The organism is Legionella busanensis (assembly GCF_900461525.1).
Lineage (GTDB): Bacteria > Pseudomonadota > Gammaproteobacteria > Legionellales > Legionellaceae > Legionella_C > Legionella_C busanensis.
Window position 1 is genome coordinate 2,587,334 of record NZ_UGOD01000001.1, and the last position, 19,489, is coordinate 2,606,822.

Below are 19,489 nucleotides of genomic sequence, written 5' to 3' on the forward strand. Positions count from 1 at the left end.
GGTGGATTATTAACATCACCTAATAGGACAAAAAATCTCAAAGTCTAATTTTTATAAAGCTAAATTAGATGTTAATTTAATACTAAGACGCTATCTAATAATTGCCGAGTATAATCATGTTTTGGCTTAGCAAAGACTTCCTCACAAGGTCCTTGCTCAATAATTTTTCCTGCTTTCATAACCATCAAATCATCAGCAAAATAAGACACAACACCCATATTGTGAGTAATAAATAAGTAAGCTATTCCTAACTCTGCTTGTAGCCGTTTTAATAAGTTTAACAATTGTGCTTGTACTGATACATCAAGTGCACTTGTAGGCTCATCACAAACTAAAACTTCAGGTTCGATAGCTAATGCGCGCGCAATACAAATACGCTGCCGCTGCCCACCAGAAAATTGATGTGGATAACGCTCAAGACTAGTTTGCGGTAAATTAACGTAATCTAACAATTGTAATTGTCTACGTTTAATAGCATCGCTTTTTAAACCTTGTGCCACCATTCCTTCTGCCAAAATTTCGTTTACTGTTAAACGGGGATTCATTGAGGCATAAGGATCTTGGAAAATAATTTGTACCTTTTTGCGATAATTCTTTAAAGCACTGCTTCGCAAATATGACACTGATTGACCACGATAATTAACCTCACCATTGGTAATAGGTAATAAATGAAGTAATGCTCGACTAACGGTCGTTTTACCACAACCTGACTCACCAACTAAAGCAAGGGTTTTACCTTTATATAACTTAAATGATAAATCATCGACTGCCTTAATTAATTTTTTTTGTTGTGGCAAAAACCCTTTACCTACATGGTAATAGACTTTAAGGTTTTTTACTTCAAGTAATAATTCTTGATTACTTTTGTCTAAAAATTTTTCCTCATTACCTTCTGGCAAAGGAGGTAACTCTTGTGTCTCTGGATAAAGATGACAGCGCACTAATTGATTATTAACAGGTTGTAATATTGGCATTTGATGAGCACAGGGTGAAAATACATGTGCACAGCGAGGATGGAAACGACACCCTGACGGTAACTCTTCCATAGTTGGCACACTACCTGCAATACTTGATAAAAACTGATTTCTTTTCTGATAATGTGGTAAAGAAGCCAAAAGTTGTTGTGAATAAGGATGCTTGACGCACTTAAAAAATTCAGTAACTGTTGCCTCTTCAACAATTTGCCCAGCATACATAACACATACCTTATCTGCCATCGCTTTAACAACAGATAAATCATGGGTAATGAGTAAAATACTCATATTAGTTTCCTGCTGCAATTTTTTCAGCAATGTTAAAATTTGCGTCTGTATAACGACATCTAATGCAGTGGTAGGTTCATCAGCGATAAGTATTTTTGGATTATTCGCTAAAGCCATAGCAATAACAATTCTTTGCTTTTGTCCACCAGAAAGTTGATGAGGATATTGTTGTAAACGTAGTTCTGGTTCAGATATTTCTACTTTATGTAGTAAGTCAATCATTCGCTGCTTAAGTTCATTAGCAGAAAGTTCTTGATGTGCTAGTAAAGCTTCTGCTAATTGCTCTTTAATAGGCAAAACAGGATTTAAAGCAGTCATGGGCTCTTGAAAGATGATAGCAACACCTTGCCCACGCAAGTGGCGCATCTGCCGTTCTGGAAGAGACAGTATATCTTGTTTGGCAATAGTAATTGTGCTCTTATCACTATACGCAGCATTATTAGGTAGAAGACGCATCATCGCTAATGCAGTTAACGATTTACCAGAGCCTGATTCGCCTAACAATGCTAGCGTTTCACCAGGCATTAAAGCAAAGTTGATCTCGTCAACTGTTATAATAATGCCTTGGTCGGTTTCAAAAGCTACTGTAAGCTCTGCAACATTAGCTAGTTTGTCCATGATAATTTAATTTAACCTAAATTTATTTTCTATCTGCTCTAAATGACTTTTGGCTGTTTTCGTGATTAATGTTGCTAGCTTTTGCAGGCAAATAACTTTTATTGACGTAGAACGCCAATATAAGGCGACAGTACGCACAGGCGCAGGTTTGGCAAAAGGAATAATCGATAAAGAATGATGAGATGCTGTTTGCATCTGCGTTGCTAAGGCTGGTATTAATGTAACACCAGCGCCTGCCTGGACCATAAGTCGTAACGTTTCTAAGCTCGTTGCTGTAAAATCTATTTTTGTTTCTGCTTGAGCTGTTTGACATAACGCCATTGCCTGCTCCCTTAAACAATGACCCTCGGCTAGTAAAAGAACGGCCTGCCCTTTTAACTCTTCTAACTGAATTGATGAACGTTGATACAGCGGTGATAGAGCAGAGCAGATAAAATAAAAAGGCTCATCAAACAAATTATGTTGTACTAAATCACTTTGCACAGGTGTTGCCATTAGCGCCGCATCTAATTGCCCCTGGCTAAGCATCGTTGTTAATACGTCCGTTTTTTCTTCAACCAACCAAATACGCAGTTTAGGAAATTTTTTTTGAATATTAGGCATGACTAAAGGCAATAGATAAGGCGCTAAAGTTGGTATTACACCTAAGCGAATTTCACCAGAAAGGGGATCAGAGCTCACTTGAGCTAATTCTTTCATTTCTGCAACTTGCTGTAAAATCGCTTGCGCATACTTGACAAGGATTTGCCCTTGTTCTGTTAGCATCACTTGCTTATTGTTGCGTTCAAATAAAATTAAATTTAACTCTTCTTCTAATTTTTTAATCTGCATGCTAAGGGTTGGCTGACTGACATAACACAATTTAGCAGCCTCGCCAAAATGCTTTACCCTCGCTAAAACGACGAAATAGTGTAGATCACGTAAGTTCATCCATTACCTTTTTCTTTAGCGCTAATCGCCTGTTCAATAATATGTTCATTAATATCATTATAATGAATAGCACAAAATCCCGGCATTGTCGTATCAGTCAAGCCCATAACGAGCTGCTGATTTTCATTAATTTTATCAAGTAAATTCTCAAATGTTAGTTTTACTTTAGGTGATGAAATTTGTATGTCCCAATTATTTCCTTTGTCTTGAGTTAAGATAAATTGAGATATTGCTACCGGCATACCTTGTTCATTACGCCAGCCAGAAATAGAGCCGCGGCTTGCATCTGATTCCTGTAAACTTACTGAATACAAGCCACTACCGTTATTAAAATCACATAAAATTGACTTAACTAAGTGCCTCAGGGGCTGCGGTTTATTAACCCAAATTTGTTTAAACCAAGCCTTTTTAGCTGTAACAAATTGCTCTTTATTATCATTAGATACAATATGGCCATTTAAGCGGCCAGTTTGATTAATAAAAAACTCTATACCTATTCTTAACTCTTGTTGTTTAGGAAGCGCTTGTGTTGAGCCTAACATATCAACTTTAAAATTGAATCCCTTTTTCTTTTTATTTTTTGCACCAAAAACCCAGCTATTATTAATTGGATTAAAGCGCAAAAATAGATTCCCTACTTGCCAATGAGTAAGCTCAGGATTATCAATTAGAGTATTACTTTGTTCATAGACTACAATTTGTTTTGACTGCGCATCTATAACTGTAGCTAAACCATGAAAATTATTGTAATTACGCTCAATTTCAAAAAAATAAATATATCGTTCGCCACTTTCATTAGTGACTATTCCAGAAAAGGCCCAGTTTGCTTGCGGCACATACAAAGACGAAATTTTTTGCAAAATTGTAGGTTCGGCGCTCTCAGCAGACTCAACTACCTCAGCGCGCACAAAGGAATAATTTAGTATTAATCCTAGAAAAAATAAAAGAGGATAAGTGTAAATTCGTTTCATGTTGGCAATAACCTTTTAACTTGGTCATGTGACCAGAAAGCATCCCAAAAAGCATCACTTAATTTAGCCTCCACTGGTAAAAAGTACCAATTATTAGTTGCAAATGGCTGACACTTTACTGCATCTTTTTCTGTCATAATGACAATATGATTTAAACTATTTAACTCTTCTTTAGTAAACTTATGATGATCTGGAAAAGGATAGCACGTAAACTTTATACCCATGTTAGCAAGTGTGTTATAAAATCGTTGTGGATTTCCAATTGCAGCTACTGCAGCAATTGAACCGTTCAATTCTGCAGCGTCAACAACTTTACCTGTTACTAAATTAATTAACTGCCCAGGCTGCATGCTCATCTGATAAGCATCAGCCCAGCTGCCTTCATTAACAATTAAAAAATCAGTTTTATTTAAACGTTTGGGATGTTCGCGTAATGGACCTGCAGGTAAACATAAACCATTACCAAAACCACGTGTTCCATCAATAACTACGATTTCCATATGACGTGCCATTTTGTAATGCTGCAATCCATCATCACTAATAATAATTTGACTTTGATAATGCTTAGTTAAATAACTTACCGCCTCACTACGTTTAGGCGCTATCACGACAGGGCAGCCTGTCTTTTTGGCTATAAGCAAAGGCTCATCACCCACTAAACTAGCTTCGTCCGTAGGTTGTACTTTATAAGGAAATTTTTTTATTGTTGCATGATAGCCCCGACTAACGACACCTACTTTTAAGCCTTTATCTTTTAAGGCCCTAGTTAAGGCAATAACTAACGGTGTTTTACCCACACCACCTACTGTTAAATTACCTACGACAATAACAGGAACTGAAGAATGCTGTTGTTTAAAGGATTGTAGATAGGCTCGCCGCCAATCTGCTATCTTCTGATAACAGTAAGATAAAGGCCAGAGCAGCCAGCGTCCTGGATGCTGGCTATACCAGAAATTCTCTAAACTACGTTGCATCAACCACACTTTCCTTTTTTATTTCAGTTAATAAACTTTGAGTGCGATAAAGCTGAGCGTAGTGGCCATTTCTCGCAATTAGTTGTTGGTGCCTACCTTGCTCAACAATTCGTCCTTGATTCATAACAACAATTGTATGTGCATTTTTTATAGTCGATAAGCGATGTGCAATAACCAGCGTTGTTCTATTGTGCATGACTTCTTGTAACGCTGATTGAATATAATGCTCTGATTCACTATCTAGAGCAGACGTTGCCTCATCCAGTATTAAAATAGGTGCATCTTTTAAAATGGCACGCGCAATAGCAATTCGCTGTCTTTGCCCGCCTGAAAGTAAAATACCATTTTCACCAATTTTAGTATCATAACCCTCCGGTAAGCGCGCAATAAATTCATCAGCATAAGCAAGCTTAGCAGCCACTATAATCTCTGCTCGGCTTACATCAAAACGTCCATAGGCAATGTTATTAGCCAAAGTATCATTAAATAAGGTAACGTGCTGACTGACTAAAGCAATCTGCTGCCTTAAGCTAGTTAAGGAAATCTCGCTGACAGGAATATTATCTAAAAGAATTTGACCTTCATGTAACTCATAAAAACGTGGCAGTAAACTTGCAAGTGTCGTTTTACCACTCCCTGAGTGCCCCACTAAAGCTACTATCTCACCTGGCTTTATAGAGAAACTAACATTGTGTAAAATGGGTAATCCTTCTCGATATGCATAAGTAACATTTTTAAACTCAATAGCCGCTTTTATAGGTTTATCAAGTTGTTTACCCTTATTCTCTTCGATAGGACTATCAAGTAAAGTAAATACACTTTCGGCACCAGCCATTCCTTTCTGGATTGTAGCATTTAGCGTAGTAAGTGTTTTAATAGGTTTAATCAACTGTAACATAGCAGCAATAATAGCTAAAAAAGAACCTGCTGTAATTGGCATCACAGTCGTTAACTTAATCGAGGCAAAAATAATCAAGGCAATACCTAAAGCAATAATAAATTGTACACCAGTTACATTGATGCCTTTACTTATGGCAACCTTCATATCATTAATTCTTGAGGTCTCCGTTGCCTGATTAAATTTTTGAATTTCATAATTTTCGCCACCAAAAATACGAACAACTCGGTATCCTTCGATCGCTTCAGCAGCAATTTCAGTAACTTCACCCATTGTTTTTTGTACTTTATGGCTAATACGTCTTACCCTTTTATTAGTAAAATTAACTAATATCCCTATAAAAGGAATGGTTAATAGAAACATTAGTGATAATTGCCAACTGATGATCATCATGACTGTTAATAGACCAATTACTAGGCATGTATTTTGAACAAAATCAGTTAATGCATCGGCACTCACCTGCGCTACTTGCTCAACATCATAAAGAATTTTAGATAATAATTGGCCTGAAGTTGCTTGATCATAATAACTAGACGGTAATTTAATGATATGAGCAAAAACCTGCTGTCTTAATATTTTAACAACGGATCGAGCGACCCAGGTCATACAATAGCTACCTAAAAAGCTTACTAAGCCACGAAAGGTGATTCCTATTAAAACAATAAAGGGAATTTTTTTAACAAATTCTAAATCTATATTTATAAAACTTTTATCTAAAAAAGGCCGCATCATATAGGTAAATGTAGCGTCAATTAAAGAATAGATAATATTGGCAAAAATTCCTAACAGTAAAATCAACCAAAAAGGTTTAACATAACGAAGCAACCGCCAATAAAGAAAACGTGTTTTACTCGATAATCTTTGAGTCATTTGGAATTAATTATGCGGAAAATTCAGATTGTAGCCGCAAACCTTTCTGAGTGCCAAGTTTATTGGCAAAGATAATTAGATAACATGCCGATAATTTACCTAAATTTTTATGACTGCATCACTTAGTCTATTATGCCACACGAGAAGATTATGTGAACAAGGTAAGTAGCCTGGATGAAAAGAAGTGAAACCCGGGTTTCAGCCCTATGGGCTTCCACCCAGACTACTTAATAGTAAATAGCGCAATTGATTAATAAAACTCTTTCGATCGCGCTATCTATTAGCCTAAGTTAAGGCGTTTGAATTTTATTTTTAATATAAACACCAGCTGGTTTTAAGCGATCATCAGTCCAGATATTTCTTGAGCAAGTGCCAGTTGTCCAAATAGCACCTGATCGGAAGTCATCGGAGTGATTCCAATTTGCCCAGCTTATTTTTTTAGTTGCCATAAGCTGCATATATCTATCGGACATAGCAAAATCATTTTCGCCATCGCCACTGAATGTTTGCGTACCAAATTCGGTAACAAAAATTGGTAAAACATTAGAAGCACTATCTAATGCATTTAAATAATTGTCCCTATGGGAGGCAGCATAGAAGTGGAAAGCATACATGATATTTGGGAAATTAACGGGATTGCTTACAATTTCTTGATAGCTACTTCCGTCAGATACCCCTAGTGAGCTCCATCCACGTGTACCAACGATAATAGGCGCGTTAGGGTCAATTGCTCTAATTACAGGGATTATTTGATTAGCATAATTTCTAATCGTTGCCCAACTTACGCCATTAGGCTCATTCGCTATCTCATACAGAATATTGTTTTTATCTTTATGCACAGTCGCAATATCTGTAAAGAATTTTTTAGCACGATCTAAATTATAGTTAGGATCACCAGGGTTTAAGATATGCCAATCGACAATAACATAAACACCACGAGCAGTTAATTGATCAATTAAGCTACTCACTTGTTGCGTAAATTGCGCAGGGTTAGTTTCATAACCACCTTCTTGCACATAGAGAGCAAGACGAATTACACTTGATTTAAACCCACTCGTTAAGACATCTAATGCCGCAGGCGTCATACATTGACTAAACCATTGTAACCCATGCGAACTCATCCCTTTTAACTGAATGGCTTCACCATGTTCATTACATAACTTAGTGCCACATACAGTTAACTGACCATTTACGGCAATAGGAGTACCGGCTCCTTGTTTAGTTAACGTAATGGCAACAGTTGCATTAGGCGTTGCTGTAAGCGGTTGTGGCGTAAACTTGATAGAATAACCACTCACAGGTGCTGATGATAAAGTATAAATCACACCATCTGTTAACATTACCGTTCTTGAGCCACTACCATTAGCTAGACTAATTGTAGTTGTTACTGGTGCGGTATTGTTATTCGGCGTTAACGTTACTTGTAATGAAGTTAACGTAGTTGGTGCGCCGGTAACATTTAAGGTCACCGAATCTTGCGCTACTTGCACACACTTATAAGTTAAGTTAGTGCTAGGCGCTGTAGTAGCTGCTGTTAAGCTTGCTGGATTAAAGCTAGGTGTACACGTATAACCATTATAACTAATAGTATCTGTTGAAAATGAATATACACTACCTGCTTTTAGTTGACTTACAGTTGTCGTTGTATTCCAAGCTACCGTCTGAGCTATTGAACTACCTGATTGATTCTCTCTAACTAATATAACTGGTCTAGTGGTATAGCCTGTTAACTCACTAGGTAGGCTCTGCACATTAATTGCAATTCTACCAGTCTGCTGAGTTAAGCTATAGGTAATAGTAGACGTTGCTTGCTGATTTGCATTAATAGTTACTGAACTTGGCACAGCACTACCTTGATAAACGCCACCAGCACTATCAGTTACGGCTTGAGGCGATATTGTATAAGCACCGGGTGCTAGATTAGGCACTGTTACTGTTGTATTCCAAGGTAGCTGGATTTCACTAATTTTCTGGCCATTCATCATAAGATGAACTAACGCATAAGTTTGAGTAACACTACTTGGCTTTGTTGTTGCATTTCTTAATTGTAAGCTACCGGTATCACTTGGTGTTCCACCTACATATACATTAACTGTACCATCTATATGAGTATCTGCACCTACACCATATTTAATCTGAATGGATCGACCTACTGGCAAACTAGTGCTTGTACCAGGATAAGCCGTAAAATGCATATTAAGTGTTGCTAAATAAGTTCCATCGGATTGGGGCTGTGAACTAATATTCAGTGGGCTATCTGGGTAAGGTAGCGGTGCAAAATCACCCCAAAATGAAGTATTTAAAGGTGATGTATTTTTAAAAGTGACAGTTGTGTTTTCAAAATTAACAGGCCCACTGCAATCATTAGTTAATTTTAATGTCACAGTTTTCCAATATTGATCACCTGTCACCACAAACTGTGAACTTATACAGGTAGTCGGTTGAGGAGCAATAGTTGGAACTGCTACAGGTGGAGACGCTGAAGCAAACATGCTTTGAGTTAATAAAATTAGCGAGCCTAAGCCGCGCAAAAGATATCTCATAATCATTTTCCTTATGAATTGAGTTAAATACATGCGTACAAATTTAGAAAAATATAAATTTATAAAAACAAATTACCAAGTATTTAAGATAGACTAACAAATTATTAAATCAAAGTATTATTATCATTACTAGTCATTTTTACTAAAGTGGCGCTAATATATATTTCATCAATAGTTGATCACATTTTAATCATATTTGAATTTAATAAAAATTTCGTTTATAAAGAAAATTCCTTTTTTTATATGGACTTAAGAATATGAAACATCTTAAACGCCTATCTCTTACCTTTTTTACCTATTTATTTATCTTACAATTCTCTTCTGCAGCTTTTGCACACGGCGTTATTGAAAGCCCCCCTTCTCGTGAGCAATTTTGTGGTGTAGAAAGTAAGCCTGATGAAATCTTTAAAGATAAAATGACACATGAAAAATGTCGTCCTATTATGACTAAAGAAGACGGCACAATAGATAATAGTATCTATAATTTTATGGCTGTATTAACCCATACTATTGGCCGCTCAACTAAACCTATTGACCAGTTACCTAAATATGTCTGTGGCTTTGCCTCTGAGATGTGGAGCGGGGGTAAAACACCTTGGGACAGAGCAAATGATTGGCCAACTACTCAAATTGCAGGCGGTCAACAAAAATTTACTTGGAATATTTCATGGGGTAATCACTTTGGTGATACTGAAGAATTTGTATACTGGATTACCAAGCCTGATTTTCAATTTGACCCTACAAAAGAGCTAACTTGGAATGACTTTGAAACCACACCTTTCTGTCATCTTAAGTATAATGATCAGACACCAAATGCAAATCCCAATATAGTTCCTGATAAGGCTAATAACCGATTTATCACAACATGTACAGTACCTGCACGCACTAATCGTGCTGTCATTTATGGTGAATGGGGACGAAACAGTTATACTTATGAGCGTTTCCACTCTTGTATTGATGTGGTGTTTTCAGGCACCAACCCTCCGCCTACAGTTAAAGCAGTTATCAGAGCACTACCTACTACTGTTACAGGACCAACGGAATTACAGTTAGATGGTAGTCAATCTGTTGGAACTAACTTAACTTATAATTGGTCAATTGATGCTGACAATCAAGCGCCTTATCAGCTACAAAATAGTCAAAGTGCAAAAGCGCGTTTATTAATAGCCAATATTAATGCTCAACAGCTGGTACGCGTTAATTTAACTGTTCAGCAAGGTCAAACTACAAATCGAGTTAGCACCCAATTTACTCATCTTCCCGCAGTGACTGCGACTTGGAAAATGGTTGGTAGAGCAACACTTGATTCAACCTTACAAGCAGGCGATAAGATTCAATTACGGCTTATTGATAATGCTGGCAAAGATTACTTCTTTCCCACCACGCCGATTGAGTTAACGACTGACACTGCAAGACCGGATAATTGGGCCTATATGTTAGCGCAAGCAGTTAATCCAGCTAATCAATTCTCAGCTAAAATTGGTGTATTAAGTTCTGATAACAAAACCATTGAGCCTATCAAATCTGCCACAGCCAATATGATCTATGTACCTGTTAACAGCACAATTGTTAATGGTTATATTCAAGTCAATAAAACGACTGAGCCTACGCAACCTTGTACTTCGCAACGCAAACAAGGCTCAGGTAGTTATTGGTTAGGTTATGATATTTTTGCAGACACAACACCTATCGTATTAGACTTCAGTGCTACAGGAATTGACTTAACGAAAATTATTGTCGATAAAGGTGTATTTACTGATGTAAGAGTATTAGACAAAGATAAGCTATACATTGGTGGTAAACCAGCTTGGGTCACTAAAACAAATCCGGGCTACATGGCCTTCTTTGGACCAAATTATGGTAGCTATGATCCCTTTAACTCGCCAATTAATGCTAATTGTCAGACTGGTGCGTTAATAAAGAAGTAACCTCTAATCTATAGAAATTTTAATAAAAATCTGGCAATGATACCTATGTTTCGCGGATAAGCCGCGAAACGTAGGCGGAGAATTTAAATTGGGCCTCAACCCCATTTAACAAATCAAGCAAAATATCAAATAGCGTCTTTTTACCATTAATTAACACATCGGGCCAAAGCTCGACCTACGTTCGCTCAATCTTAACTTAAATTTATTTAATAACTCTTGTTGAAAGCGTATCTGTAAGGTCGTTATTTAACTCTCGAATTTCTTTACCAGATTGGGTTGTTGAATAAAAGAAAAGCGCTTTTGCACCACTTATTTTTGAGGTTACGCCCTTAACTATATTAGGAATCATTAATAAACAAGAACCTAGTAGATTGGCCAAAGCAAATAAAGCACCTCTACACCAAGGATGTCTATCTTCATCAACAACTTCTAACATCTCTTTTGAACTTGCTTTTATTCTCTCTGCAAATTTTTGTGGACGCATTTTTGTCGTAATAGCATCAAATGCTAGTGTATATAACTGTTGGCGATATTTTTGTTCCTCAGCAATAAATTGACTTAATTTATTACTACTAGGAGCTTCTTTTTGTAAGCGAGTTCTAATATTGTGACATGACTCTTCAATTAGACGAATACTTTTACGAAGTTTAAATGCTTGATTTTTATCTTCCTCAGTATTTGTATTATTAAAAAGCTGAAAGATATTTTTCCTAGGCTTTTTTTCCTTGTTCTCACTGAAATTATTTTGGATTAGGCAAAGTGTTTCAATAATATTTCTTTGCATATCCTCATCAATTTTATTCTTATTTTTTTCGAAATAGCTTAACGTTTCTCGAAATTGATTCGCTTCCGGAGTATCTTTAAAAGCCAAAGAATATGCTAGCTCTCGAGTGTTTTGATTTTGTAAGTTAAGCGATAACAAATAATTCATCGCTGTTAAGCTAGCGTTAAGCGTCTTTTCATCCTTTAAAGTAGATAATGTAAGATGAAAAGATTTTAAAAATTCGTCGCTTTCATTACAGAAAATTTCGTAAAATGAATCTAAACGATCCAATTGATGCAAATCAAGAGCAAGTTGATACAATAAATTTTTTCGACTGTCTTCTGTAACAGTTTGTTTAATTTGAACCAGTTGCCTCCCTAAAGGGGAATCTGCTAGCTTCATTGAATCAATATACTTGTCTGTAAATGAGAGCTGTGGATTAATAATGACTTCAAATAATGACCTATTTAGAAATTCCTTTTCCCCTTCTGATAAAAAATCTTTCTGATCGAGGTCTACCTTAGCGCTCCTCTCTACTATATTTTCTACATTTTTCAACCCTTGAACACGTTTATAAAATCCTGCTAATTCCAATTTAATACTATCCTCATCTAAACTTTCAAGGTATTGAAAAAGATTCTTCTCTGCACTTTCTTGCTCAGATGCAATTTTATTACCTAATTCATTAATTAATTCGGTATTTTCATGTTCATGACCAACTTTCTTCTGAGCCTGTTGAAGTATTTCTAATAATCTATTTAAGCGTGTATCAAGGTAGCGTTTAACAGAAATTTGCCTTTGTAATTGCACGCAAGCATCTGTATTTATAAAACCCTGCTCTTTAAAAAGGGGACTTAATAATTCTACCATCACAGCTGAATTTAATGCCGTTTTTAATTCTTCTTGAATTGGTCCCATTTTTTCGGAAGATTTAAATATATCTTCACTTACGTCCTGCTTTCCTAAATTTAGTAAAATAGTGACCTCGCGATTTTCCCTTAGGTCTGTAGTTTTTCTAATAATAGCAACTTCCCAATAATTAGGATTATTTGTTAATGTTTCTAGTGAGAATCCACAGTAATTACCCTCGTCATCACAATAGGCAAAAGAAACATTTACTAAAAATCCTCCCTTCTCTACAGAAGTTAGGCACCTATATGGCTCATCGCCTAAATTTGAAAGTCCCCATTTCTCTAATAAATTCTTATTAGCTAATTGTGATAAAAGCTGTCCAAAATGCATACTTATACTTCCGCCCGACATATCGCCTTGAACATAATTCACTTGATCTTTAGCTTTATCTCGCCATGCGCCTTCAAAATCTGTACGCTTTTTTTTAGCAGAAATAACAAAATTCGCCTGTGGTAGGTCTCTTCCAATGGCCGTTTTAGGATCATTATCCTCAGGTTTAAAAAGCTCTTCAGTCACCGTAGGTGATATAGCCTTCATAGCTTCTGGATACGTCCCATGAAATTTTTTACCACCCATATCAATTAGCCTGTCATTACTATTCTTATATTGTAGCGGTAAATATCAAATAAATATGAGCAGAGAGTATATTTTATGAACTTTTTTATCTTATAGAAGAAAAATGGATTAAAATAAAACGAGGTTGTATGATCTTTTTCTGATCAAATTATAGTAGCTACGATCCCTTTAACTCGCTAATTAATGCAAATCCAGACTGGGGCGCTCCTAAAGAAATAATCGGTAAAGATGTGCTTTTAAATTAAATAAAGGTAGTAACTGCCTTGAATTTTTAATTTAAAGCAGTTACTACGGACTGGCTAATTATACTCGTTACTACTAACTAGCTTATCAACTTGTGGAAGTGGTAGAGTTTTTCTTGTTTGTACTGTAGGCGCTCCATAAACTGGATGCTTATGTTGCCCAGGAGGTAAATTTGTTTCTCTTTTTGATTTTTTAGGGTTTGCATTTTCACTTAAAGCTTTTTGCATAGTTGTATTATTTGTTGGTTCACTATCTTTTTGTCCTTCTTCTACTGATGGAGCTGGGACTGTCGATGTGTTACTGCTCATTGATTTCTTTTTTTGATAGGCCTTATATTTATGAACTGCATTTGATATTGATGTAGCTAAATCAAACTCATTCCACCTAACACTCAATTTATATTTCATTTTTTGCACAGGGGGACCAGCAACAGAGCTTGCTGTACCTAAGAGGGCAGCAGCTCCAACACCAGCAGGCTCAATAACTAAACCACTTGCAGTAAATGCCTTTTGAAACATGGGTGCCATAAACTTACCTAAAGCTGAACCTACTTTAGTGGCAACTGGTCCAATGAAATGGCCCAGTGCATTCCAAGCATGACTAATAGCCAAAGGTAGTTTAGGAATAATTGTTGCACCAATGAATTTAATAGCTAATGGAAAGAAAAATGCATAAGCTGTTGCTGTAAGTGCTATACTCAAAAGGATCAAGCCAAGCTTCAAGGCCCCGACTTTTTTTGAAGTTGGGTCCGCTCCAAATGCCTTAGCCAACCTTTCACTTAATGATAGAGCATATCTTATATTCTTAGCAGGAGAGGTTATTGCCTGACCGACAAAAAATACAGTTTCACTGAGAACCTGGCCAGCACCAAAAAGGATAGCTAAAGCAAGATAACCTCCGCCTTTATCTGATTTATATTTTTGGTAAGCTCTCCCCCTAGCCTCGTTGAATACATCAGTGAACATACGCGGTAGAAATTCAGTGAAAATCTTAACGACATTAACGGCTGTAGTAAGCACAGCAGTCGCAACATTCCATACTAGAGTAATAGGTATAATAAGCTTAAGAATATTCAAAGCCAACCTGATCTTTTTTTCTAAATCATCACTGTTTTCACCAGAAATTTGCCAACCAATTAAATTTCTAAATATATTGGCCCAGGTTGAGAACTTTTTATAGCCACCTTCGTGGCGATCATAATTTGGTAAACCAAAAAAAGATGAAATATTATTAACTGCTTGATGGTCGTAATAATTAGACATTCCATTTCGAGCCTTAAGGTGGGCCGGACTAAATTTCCCCTCGCTCTTCTTGTTTATTTTAACACCATTGTATTCATGAGCTTGGATATCAAGGCCATCTGCAGGATATACTTTGAGCCAAGCATCCCTAATAACATGCCTCATGGGTTTAGGTTTATGCTCTTTAACTTTTTTTAACTGTTCTATTCCTAAATTTTCATCAGGCTCTTGGAATGGCTCTCGCATAATAATATTTCAACCTTTAAATAAGGATCTCATTAATAAAAATATAAACAAATAGTTTTAAAAATTAACTTTTATATCTAATTATATCATAAAGTACATTATATAAACATTAAGAAAAAATTTTATATAAATAAATTGCTATGAGTAGCGGCGTGCCGAGTATTATTATTCAAAAGTCAATTAGAGCTTTATTACATATTAAATTTTTTATCATCTTCGATTACAGGATCTGCAGATGATTCATTCCCTTTTCTTCCTACTTTTTCTTTTTCTGAATTAAGTTGGGCGATATTTGAAGGCACCTCTCCAATTTGAGTAATATTGAGACCCTTAACCATTATATTAGGCGAATGTCGGCCCATTGTGCCTAAATCCTCTTTTTCGTCCCCACTGCCAGAGCTAGACCTACTTTGCCGCCTGCTTGAAAAATCTTTATACTTTTCATAAGCTAATTTAACACCTGCTCCTATTAAGGGAATGGAAGCACCTATTAAGGCGCCAACCACGGCACCAATTTTGGTTCCTAGAACCGGAAAAACAAGCGTACCTAAAAGTGCGCCTAAACCCGCACCTATACCTGCGCTTCCTAAGGTAGTTAAACCAGTTCCTGTTTTAAAATTTTGTCTAATTAAGTTGCCTATACCAGTTACAGCAAAACCCAAAGATACGCCAACTCCAGCACCAATGAGTGTACCAACACCCGTTCCTATGCCTGGGAAGATAAAGGTTCCTATAATGGCACCTGCCGCAGCGCCTAAGCCAGCATTACCTAAAATGGTTACAGCAGCACTTGTTTTAGGGTTATTTTTCCACAATTCATAAAGTCCAACACCAGATAAACCAACAGCTCCACCTGCACAACCTCCTAGAGCAGCGCCAATCAACACACCAAGTTTAGTTCCTATAACTGGAAAAACGAGCGTGCCTAACAGTGCACCTATGCCAGCGCCTATGATTGCACCTATACCTATTGAGCCTAATGTAGCGCTTAATTCTTTTAACTTTGTTTTCCAAAAGGGGGTAATAGCTGCTTTTTCATTATTTACTAACTCACTTGGACTGCGGACTTGTTTTTGCAACAAATCTAATATCTGTAAGTCTAAAGCATTATTTGATCTAATTATATTACGAAGAAGATCAGCTAGTTTTTGACATTGTAACTCTTGCAATAATAAGGCATTAACATCCTCATTTAAGTCTTTTTGTAATTGAAGTGAACTATCTAACTCCGAATTTCTAACTAAAAAATCTTCAGGAATTTTATCTTTGCCTACGTTGATCCAAATACTTACTTCTCTATGCTCAGCGTCAGTAGTAGCATCCCTAATAATGGAGATTATCCAATAATCAGGGTCTGACTTAGAACTTATAAGGGAAAATCCACATGGCTTACCACTATCACTAAAATAGGCAAAAGAGACAGAAACCTGGTTCTCTCCTTTTAAATGACTGAAAAAATCTCCCTTCTCCTTTATACTTGTAGGTACAATTTGGCCAGTCATCACGCCTGTTTTATACATTAACTCACAAAAAACGCCAGCATTCATACGACCTTGAATATAATCTTCCGTAACAACATCGTCTTTTTTCCATGCTTCTGCTAAATCCTTATAAGTTCTTTGACCTGAGAAATCTAAAAAACCAGCGCGGGGAATATCGACTTCAATAGTTACTTTTCCTTTATCAGGATCTTCAGCAGCAAACATTTCTTGCGGAATTATATTTTGTACAGCCTCTACCGCCCTTTTATAGTAACCTCTAAATATCGTAAACATAGTTTTAACACAGATAATAATGTTTATATTTAATTCTATCAAATAAATATTAACACAATATGATTTATAATAAATCAAATTATTCAGTTAATAAAATACTGAGATATAGGGGATATCTAAACGATAATTAAAATTAAATTGTAAAAGCAGAAATGAGATTAAAAATTTTAAACTAAGCGCTTCAATATACCTGGAATTAAATAAGGACCTTGGTAAATCAGACCGGTATACACTTGTAATAAATTAGCTCCTGCAGCTAATTTTTCCTGAGCTGAGGCTGTATCAGAGATGCCGCCAGCCCCAATTAAAGTTACCTCGGAACCAACAACTTCTTTTAATAATTTAATACAAGCTGTTGAACGTTTTAATAAAGGCTTACCGCTTAAGCCACCCTGTTCTTGACTTAAAGAGGTGCTTTCTATGCCTGCTCGCGAGCAGGTAGTGTTCGTGGCAATAATGCCATCTATTTTATTTTCAATAACAGTGTTAGCAATTTGTTTTAATATTTCATCCTCTTCATCAGGAGATATTTTAATAACTAGTGGAACATAACGCTGATGCGTATCGGCAAGCTCTTTTTGCTTCTCAGCTAATTGTTTTAATAAGTCAGATAAATATTCATGTTGCTGTAATTGCCGTAAATCAGGCGTATTTGGTGATGAAATATTAATTGTTACGTAAGAAGCATATCGATATACCTTTTGTAGGCAAGTTAAATAATCATTAACAGCATCATTTAAAGAAGTATCTTTATTTTTACCAATATTAATCCCTAAAATGCCATGATATTGGCTTTGCTGGATATTTGTTATTAAAGCGTCCACCCCTTCATTATTAAAACCCATGCGATTAATAATGGCTTCATGAGTTGGCAATCTAAATAAGCGTGGTTTAGGATTACCTACTTGTGGCCTAGGTGTGACTGTACCTACTTCAATAAATGAAAAACCTAATTTACTTAATGCATCTAGATGCGCCCCATTTTTATCTAAACCGGCCGCAAGCCCAATGGGATGGTTAAATGTTAAACCCATCGCTGTAATAGGTTTTGTACTTGGTATGTGTTGAAATAAGCCTGCCGGTAAATAATGAAGTGCTTTTAAAGTCAAAAGATGCGCTTTTTCAGCTTCGAGCTTAAAAAGAAATGGACGAATCAGCGAATACATAAAAAAGCTCGCTATTAAAGTTAGCCACAATTTAACTGAAATTATTAAAAAATCAAGAGTAGCAACTGCCTTGATTCCGCGAACAAGTCGCGGAACGTAGGTTCATAGAGGTGTTGAGCGTGGGCAAATAGAGAATAATAAACGTTTACTTAGCGCATGTTAGGCATAAAGAAGTAGAAATTATCTTTGCCTACGGCCCGCGGCTTGTCCGCGTGATCTACATGTAGCTGGCCTTGGATTTCGTGGGAAAGCGAAGAGCACTGGCTATAATCACTAAGTGGGCTTGAGCTAAGCAAAGCCTAACCATTGCATAAGGCATGTAGCCTATTTATTATTTGTTGGGCTGCACATCGTTTAACCAGCCTACTGTCTTGGCGCCTTAATTGAGAAGTAGTATCAAAATGCTAATTCAATTCGCATTGTTGAGCCCAAACACGGAGCATTGCATTACCTTTTGGTTGTAAATTATAATCAACACTCCGTACTTCAAGACCATAATTTTCCTGTTGTAATTGTAGCATGACAGGCCCTAACTGAGGTGATGTTTCATTAAAGCGGTTAACCAAAGGAAAGATTCGTACTTCTTTGGCGACCCGAGCAAGCTCCTTGATTACCGCAATATGGAAGTCCACATCCTGCTCTTCGATGTTAGCAAATAAGTAATGAGAGCTTAATGCTAGGTCAAATGAGAAATCAGAAAAAGGAAGGATAATATCCTTTAAAGGTAAGTAACGCTTTTCTTTTTTACCTTGCACATAGTCATTAAAAAAGGCTTGCATGCCCAAACGTCTTTTTTGTATGAATCCTTGCAAACTCCCATAAGCAATAAAATTAAATTTATCTTGATTATGAGTAAGTTTTTCCAGCATATCAGAAAAAACAAGTGTTGTTTTGGTGATTAAAGTTGCTTTGTCTAAAACAAATAAAGGATCACAACTAATGCAGTGTTTCTTATCTTCTGAAATTTCTGTATTAAAGGCACTAGGGCCACTACCATATTCAAGTATTTTACCCGCTAAATCCTTGTCTGATAAAGCAAACATTTCCTGATATTCATCAACATGATGGCCCCATAAAACTAAATTGCTCATGTATTATTCTCCATCACTTATCCGAAGGCTGTTAGCTCTAAACCCTACGTGGCGCGGCTGGTCCGCACCCTTCAAAAGTTCATAGATTCCGCAAACAAGTCGCAGAATGTAATAACTAAATTTTAAATATTTTTATGGCAACATATATTAATTAAAGCATGTTTATTTAAATATGGATCTGTATAAATAATTTGCCTTTATAGGTTAGCGCTCATTAACGGCATAAATCAGAGCAAACCCTTTACTTTAAAAAGGTTTAAACTTAAGGCTAGGCAACTTAAATCTAATTGAGTATAGTCTAGCCTTTATTTGCATAAATAGCGTGGGTTCGGTATACATAGTAATCGTTCTTATCACCAAATATACGCTATCTTATTAAGATAAGGTGTAAACTAATTAGAATAAATTTTATAGCTCTGTTTACTAAGTTTTAGATAAGGTGCTAGTGATTAAGGCGAAGGCGTACATTAAAATAAATGAAT

General features: G+C 36.3%; 12 protein-coding genes. 1 reads left to right on the plus strand and 11 read right to left on the minus strand.

Going from position 1 to position 19,489, the window contains the following annotated elements:
* Positions 1-71: 71 nt before the first annotated feature.
* The 6 genes from DYH30_RS11465 to DYH30_RS18175 form a co-directional block, all read right to left on the minus strand.
* Positions 72-1,880, minus strand: a complete 1,809-nt coding sequence (locus DYH30_RS11465) for an ABC transporter ATP-binding protein (RefSeq protein ID WP_115331787.1) — start codon at positions 1,878-1,880, stop codon at positions 72-74.
* A 6-nt stretch (positions 1,881-1,886) separates the two neighbouring features.
* Positions 1,887-2,810: a LysR substrate-binding domain-containing protein gene (locus DYH30_RS11470; protein ID WP_115331788.1), complete on the minus strand. Its 924-nt coding sequence runs from the start codon at positions 2,808-2,810 to the stop codon at positions 1,887-1,889.
* A complete protein-coding gene (locus DYH30_RS11475; RefSeq protein WP_115331789.1) occupies positions 2,807-3,781 on the minus strand; it encodes a hypothetical protein in 975 nt (324 codons plus the stop codon). Before DYH30_RS11475 ends, DYH30_RS11470 begins: the two co-directional genes overlap by 4 nt.
* Positions 3,778-4,755 carry a tetraacyldisaccharide 4'-kinase gene (lpxK, locus tag DYH30_RS11480; protein ID WP_115331790.1) on the minus strand — a complete coding sequence of 326 codons (978 nt, stop codon included), beginning with the start codon at positions 4,753-4,755 and terminating at the stop codon, positions 3,778-3,780. Before lpxK ends, DYH30_RS11475 begins: the two co-directional genes overlap by 4 nt.
* Complete coding sequence (msbA, locus tag DYH30_RS11485) at positions 4,745-6,523, minus strand: lipid A export permease/ATP-binding protein MsbA (RefSeq protein WP_115331791.1); 1,779 nt, start codon at positions 6,521-6,523, stop codon at positions 4,745-4,747. Before msbA ends, lpxK begins: the two co-directional genes overlap by 11 nt.
* 290 nt (positions 6,524-6,813) lie before the next feature.
* Positions 6,814-9,066: a glycoside hydrolase family 5 protein gene (locus DYH30_RS18175; RefSeq protein WP_207385782.1), complete on the minus strand. Its 2,253-nt coding sequence runs from the start codon at positions 9,064-9,066 to the stop codon at positions 6,814-6,816.
* Positions 9,067-9,323: 257 nt separating this feature from the next.
* On the opposite strand from DYH30_RS18175, the gene DYH30_RS11495 reads away from it, so the two are divergent.
* Positions 9,324-10,994, plus strand: coding sequence for a lytic polysaccharide monooxygenase (locus tag DYH30_RS11495; RefSeq protein WP_115331792.1), 1,671 nt, complete (start codon positions 9,324-9,326; stop codon positions 10,992-10,994).
* A 202-nt stretch (positions 10,995-11,196) separates the two neighbouring features.
* On the opposite strand, the gene DYH30_RS11500 is transcribed toward DYH30_RS11495, so the two are convergent.
* The 5 genes from DYH30_RS11500 to DYH30_RS11520 all read right to left on the minus strand — a co-directional run bounded on the left by DYH30_RS11500 (position 11,197) and on the right by DYH30_RS11520 (position 19,007).
* Entirely contained in the window at positions 11,197-13,245 is a 2,049-nt protein-coding gene (locus DYH30_RS11500) for a hypothetical protein (RefSeq protein WP_115331793.1), read from the minus strand.
* 299 nt (positions 13,246-13,544) lie between these two features.
* Positions 13,545-14,975, minus strand: coding sequence for a hypothetical protein (locus tag DYH30_RS11505; RefSeq protein ID WP_115331794.1), 1,431 nt, complete (start codon positions 14,973-14,975; stop codon positions 13,545-13,547).
* Between the two features lie 191 nt (positions 14,976-15,166).
* Positions 15,167-16,750 (minus strand): glycine zipper family protein, encoded by a 1,584-nt coding sequence (locus tag DYH30_RS11510; RefSeq protein WP_115331795.1) that lies wholly within the window; start codon positions 16,748-16,750, stop codon positions 15,167-15,169.
* Positions 16,751-16,917: 167 nt separating this feature from the next.
* Positions 16,918-17,916 carry a quinone-dependent dihydroorotate dehydrogenase gene (locus DYH30_RS11515; RefSeq protein WP_115331796.1) on the minus strand — a complete coding sequence of 333 codons (999 nt, stop codon included), beginning with the start codon at positions 17,914-17,916 and terminating at the stop codon, positions 16,918-16,920.
* Between the two features lie 404 nt (positions 17,917-18,320).
* Positions 18,321-19,007 (minus strand): class I SAM-dependent methyltransferase, encoded by a 687-nt coding sequence (locus tag DYH30_RS11520; RefSeq protein WP_115331797.1) that lies wholly within the window; start codon positions 19,005-19,007, stop codon positions 18,321-18,323.
* Positions 19,008-19,489 lie beyond the last annotated feature (482 nt).

What these genes read in the sequence shown, in the direction of transcription:
- DYH30_RS11465 (WP_115331787.1), bottom strand. Translation starts at nt 1,880, where the DNA reads ATGGACAAACTAGCTAATGTTGCAGAGCTTACAGTAGCTTTTGAAACC.
- DYH30_RS11470 (WP_115331788.1), bottom strand. Translation starts at nt 2,810, where the DNA reads ATGAACTTACGTGATCTACACTATTTCGTCGTTTTAGCGAGGGTAAAG.
- DYH30_RS11475 (WP_115331789.1), bottom strand. Translation starts at nt 3,781, where the DNA reads ATGAAACGAATTTACACTTATCCTCTTTTATTTTTTCTAGGATTAATA.
- lpxK (WP_115331790.1), bottom strand. Translation starts at nt 4,755, where the DNA reads ATGCAACGTAGTTTAGAGAATTTCTGGTATAGCCAGCATCCAGGACGC.
- msbA (WP_115331791.1), bottom strand. Translation starts at nt 6,523, where the DNA reads ATGACTCAAAGATTATCGAGTAAAACACGTTTTCTTTATTGGCGGTTG.
- DYH30_RS18175 (WP_207385782.1), bottom strand. Translation starts at nt 9,066, where the DNA reads ATGAGATATCTTTTGCGCGGCTTAGGCTCGCTAATTTTATTAACTCAA.
- DYH30_RS11495 (WP_115331792.1), top strand. Translation starts at nt 9,324, where the DNA reads ATGAAACATCTTAAACGCCTATCTCTTACCTTTTTTACCTATTTATTT.
- DYH30_RS11500 (WP_115331793.1), bottom strand. Translation starts at nt 13,245, where the DNA reads ATGGGTGGTAAAAAATTTCATGGGACGTATCCAGAAGCTATGAAGGCT.
- DYH30_RS11505 (WP_115331794.1), bottom strand. Translation starts at nt 14,975, where the DNA reads ATGCGAGAGCCATTCCAAGAGCCTGATGAAAATTTAGGAATAGAACAG.
- DYH30_RS11510 (WP_115331795.1), bottom strand. Translation starts at nt 16,750, where the DNA reads ATGTTTACGATATTTAGAGGTTACTATAAAAGGGCGGTAGAGGCTGTA.
- DYH30_RS11515 (WP_115331796.1), bottom strand. Translation starts at nt 17,916, where the DNA reads ATGTATTCGCTGATTCGTCCATTTCTTTTTAAGCTCGAAGCTGAAAAA.
- DYH30_RS11520 (WP_115331797.1), bottom strand. Translation starts at nt 19,007, where the DNA reads ATGAGCAATTTAGTTTTATGGGGCCATCATGTTGATGAATATCAGGAA.